The organism is Arsukibacterium sp. (genome assembly GCF_033722355.1).
Classification (GTDB): domain Bacteria; phylum Pseudomonadota; class Gammaproteobacteria; order Enterobacterales; family Alteromonadaceae; genus Alishewanella.
This window is the reverse complement of the sequence record NZ_JAWVZF010000208.1, coordinates 1-3942: the sequence shown is the minus strand read 5'-3', so window position 1 is coordinate 3942 and position 3942 is coordinate 1. Positions and strand designations below refer to the sequence as shown.

Annotated in this window: 5 protein-coding genes; 4 read left to right on the top strand and 1 reads right to left on the bottom strand. The window is 50.9% G+C overall.

The window, feature by feature from the left end:
• From R3177_RS13675 to R3177_RS13660, 4 genes are all read left to right on the top strand, one after another.
• Positions 1-318 (top strand): glycine--tRNA ligase subunit alpha (locus R3177_RS13675; protein ID WP_318971576.1); only part of this gene is annotated, 318 nt, incomplete at its 5' end.
• Entirely contained in the window at positions 315-2372 is a 2058-nt protein-coding gene (gene glyS, locus R3177_RS13670; RefSeq protein WP_318971575.1) for a glycine--tRNA ligase subunit beta, read from the top strand. The genes R3177_RS13675 and glyS, both read left to right, overlap by 4 nt.
• Before the next feature lie 165 nt (positions 2373-2537).
• Positions 2538-3068 carry an RNA polymerase sigma factor gene (locus R3177_RS13665; RefSeq protein WP_318971574.1) on the top strand — a complete coding sequence of 177 codons (531 nt, stop codon included), beginning with the start codon at positions 2538-2540 and terminating at the stop codon, positions 3066-3068.
• Positions 3069-3108: 40 nt separating this feature from the next.
• On the top strand, positions 3109-3468 hold the full coding sequence (locus tag R3177_RS13660) for a DUF6768 family protein (RefSeq protein WP_318971573.1): 360 nt from the start codon (positions 3109-3111) through the stop codon (positions 3466-3468).
• An 89-nt stretch (positions 3469-3557) separates the two neighbouring features.
• Here the strand turns inward: R3177_RS13660 and R3177_RS13655 are convergent.
• A partial coding sequence (locus tag R3177_RS13655) for an amidohydrolase family protein (protein WP_318971572.1) occupies positions 3558-3942 on the bottom strand: 385 nt, incomplete at its 5' end.

The window sequence follows — 3942 nt, the reverse complement described above, 5'->3', positions numbered from 1 at the left end:
GTAGAGCAATCGACCTATAACTTTGAACACGCCGATGTGCCGGCGTTGTTCGCCCAGTTTGACCAGTGTGAAAAAGAAAGCCATTACCTGATCGAGCAGGGCCTGGCGTTGCCGGCCTATGAGAAAGTCATGAAAGCCTCCCATGCCTTCAACTTACTTGATGCGCGCCATGCTATATCGGTCACTGAGCGCCAGCGCTATATCCTGCGGGTACGTACTTTAGCCAAGGCCTGCGCCGAAGCCTATTTTGCCAGTCGGGAGAAACTCGGTTTTCCGTTATGTAAAAAAGACCAGCAGTTATCGCAGGAGGCCAAATGAGCGCACGGGATTTTCTGGTAGAAATTGGCACCGAAGAGCTGCCACCAAAGGCACTGAAAACGCTGGCCAGCGCTTTTGCTGAAAATATCACTACCGAGTTGGCGAAGCAGGAACTGAGCCATGGAGAAGTAAGCTGGTACGCTGCGCCACGACGTTTAGCGGTGCGGATAAACAGCCTGGCCGAAAGCCAAAGCGATAAGGTTGTAGAAAAACGCGGCCCGGCTATTGCGGCTGCTTTTGACGCAGAGGGTAAGCCCACCAAGGCTGCTGTCGGCTGGGCAGCGGGTTGTGGAATAAGTGTTGAACAGGCAGAGCGGCTGGAAACCGATAAAGGTGCCTGGCTGCTGCACAAGCAATTACAAAAAGGCCAGAGCACCACAGCGTTAGTGGCTGATGTGATAAAAGCTGCCCTGGCTAACTTACCGATCGCCCGGCCAATGCGCTGGGGCAGCTCAGATGCAGAATTTATACGGCCGGTTCACACCATTATCTTGCTGTATGGCAACGAGGTGGTGCCTGCGACGATTATGGGCCGCAGCAGCAGTAACAAAAGCTACGGCCACCGTTTTCATGCGCCGGCACTGATTGAAATTGCTGATGCCGATGCCTATTTGCCTGCGTTAAAGCAGGCGTTTGTCATGGCAGATTATCAGCAGCGCAAAGCGACTATTGCCAAACAGGTTAAGGAGACAGCCGACGGCTTAAATGCCACAGCCCAAATGGATGATGCTCTGCTGGAAGAGGTGGCTTCCCTGGTGGAATGGCCGGTGATATTAGTCGGCAGCTTTGAACAGAGTTTTTTGCAGGTACCTGCTGAGCCGTTAATTTCGACGATGAAAGATAATCAGAAATACTTCCCGTTGCTGGATAAGCACGGCAAGTTAATCAATAAGTTTATCTTTGTGACCAACATCGAAAGTAAAGACCCCGGGCAAATCATCAGTGGTAACGAAAAAGTAGTACGGCCACGGCTGGCTGATGCCGAGTTTTTCTTTAAAACCGACCGCAAAACCAAACTGGTGGAGCGGCTGGACAGCCTTAAAACGGTATTATTTCAGCAACAGCTGGGTACCCTGGCTGAAAAATCAGAGCGGATAAGTACGGTTGCCGGTTTTATCGCTCAGAAAATCGGCGCCGAACAGGCTGCGGCCGAGCGGGCGGGTTTACTGTCAAAAGCGGATTTAATGACCAATATGGTCGGCGAATTTCCGGAAATGCAGGGCATCATGGGTATGCATTATGCGCGGCTTGATGGTGAGAACGAAGCGGTCGCACTGGCCTTAAACGAGCAGTATATGCCACGCTTTGCCGGCGATCAGTTACCAAGCCGGCTGGAAGGCGCTGCGGTAGCGATTGCTGATAAACTCGATACGTTAGTCGGCATTTTTGGTATCGGCCAGGTACCAAAAGGCGATAAAGATCCCTTTGCCCTGCGCCGCGCGGCAATAGGTGCGCTGCGGATTATGGTGGAGAAGCAGCTACCGCTGGATCTGGTCGAGCTGATTGCTTTTAGCCAGCAAACGTTTGGCAATAAGTTAACTAATACCGCAGTGGCAGAAGACGTGCTGGACTTTATGCTGGGGCGGTTCCGCGCCTGGTATCAGGATGAAGGCTATGCAGTCGATGTCATTCAGGCAGTACTGGCCCGCCGGCCAACCAGCCCTAGCGACTTTGACCGGCGGGTAAGGGCGGTAGCAGAATTCAGTAAGCTGGATGCTGCCGCAGCGCTGGCTGCAGCGAACAAGCGGGTAGCCAATATTCTGGCAAAAGTGACAGAAAACATTCCAGCAGAAGTAAGCACTGACTTACTGCAGGAGTCAGCCGAGAAGGCACTTTATCAGGCAATAATCACCGAAAAGACGTATCAGGCAGAGGGCCGCAACTATAGCGAAAGCCTGGCGCATCTGGCGGGTATGCGCGAAGTTATCGACCGCTTTTTTGACGAAGTTATGGTCAATGCCGATGATAACGCTGTGCGCTTTAACCGGCTGGCGCTATTGCAGCAACTGCGCGCATTATTTCTGCAGGTCGCTGATATTTCAGTACTGCAATAACAACGCTTTAAGCGTCTAAACTAAATAAAGCCAGCTTAACCGCTGGCTTTTTTCTTGCCTGATTAGTGAACTTACGACATCGTCAGCTAAATAAACTGGGTTCAGCGTGAACCTGCTGATGCGTAGCATCGTCTTTTTACCGTAATAACAACATTAAGGGCAGTAATGCACCAGGCACAACTCGATTTACTGGTAATGGCCATGCAAGACGGCGATAAACGTGCTTTTGCCTTGTTGTATCAGCATTATCACCGCGACTTACATCGCTTTGCTGCTTATTTACTGACGAATCCGGCAGCAGCTGAAGATCTGGTGCAGAACGTTTGGTTAAAAGTCAGCCGGCGGATAACCCGGTTAAATGACCCGGCAGTATTTACCAGCTGGCTTTACCGGGCGGTGCGCTGGGAAGTAATGGATTATCAGAAACAAGCAGCAAATCGCCAGCAACAAACAGTAGACATCGCTACTGTTGCGGCAGAGTTTGGGGTGGCGGATAGCCAGCAACATGCTGACGACAGCAATGATTTAAGTAACGCCCTTAGCCTGCTGGCAGCAGATGAACGACTGGTGGTGCAGCTGCATTACTTACATGAGCTGGAACTAGGCCAGATAGCCTTAATCGTGGATATACCCGTTGGTACGGTAAAGTCACGGTTGCACCGGGCCCGTAAACAGTTGCAACAGCAGCTGCAATAACCTTTGAATCAGTGTTTTCAGACGCAATGAGGAATAAATTATGACAACGGATCACGACATTAAACAGCAACTGGCCAGGCAGGCCGCAGAACTGGATAAATTAATGCAGGAAGAGCAGGGCCTGGAGAAGGTATTAGCCTCTGGCTTTAAAGGCGGGCTCGGCAGCATTATGATCATTGCCTATATCCTGGCAACCTTGCTGGCAGTAGCAATATTCTATTGCGGCTATCATTTTTTTACTGCTGAGCCAGAAGAGCAGTTGTTCTGGGGCGTGTTGTTGCTGCTGGCATTTCAGGCCCAGGTTGGCACTAAAATGTGGATCTGGTTGGAAACCAACCGCAGCTCCACCTTACGTGAGCTGAAAAGACTGGAGCTTGCTGTCGCAAAGCTGACAACATAACAGAAAAAAGGCAGTGGGCTTAATTAAACACCCACTGCCAGTAATCACTTAGAGTTGAGCCAGCATAAGCTGAATACAGAACCAGCACTCTACTGCTGAGTTTCCAGCTGTTTAGCCTGCTCAACTAAGACTCTGACATCAGCCAGCAGTTGCTGGGCATCGTACACTATGCCGTCTTTAATGGTGTAGCGTACGCCCTTGGTACGGATGGCTTGATTATCGGCATTCAGCCGGTAGTGCCCCGTGCCATACAGCACCTTAAAATTAGCCAGTGGGTTTTCTGCGACAATAACCAGATCGGCTTTTTTACCCGGCACTACACTACCAATATCCTGGTCCAGCCCCAAGGCTATGGCACCATTTAGGGTCGCCGCCTGGATCACTTCTAAGGCATTAAAGCCGGCTTCGCGCAGCAGCTCCAGCTCCTGGACAAAGGCAAAACCATAAATTTTATAAATATAACCGGCGTCCGAG

Bases quoted from the DNA above. Each gene is read 5' to 3' on its own strand.
- glyS (WP_318971575.1), top strand. From the start codon at position 315: ATGAGCGCACGGGATTTTCTGGTAGAAATTGGCACCGAAGAGCTGCCA.
- R3177_RS13665 (WP_318971574.1), top strand. From the start codon at position 2,538: ATGCACCAGGCACAACTCGATTTACTGGTAATGGCCATGCAAGACGGC.
- R3177_RS13660 (WP_318971573.1), top strand. From the start codon at position 3,109: ATGACAACGGATCACGACATTAAACAGCAACTGGCCAGGCAGGCCGCA.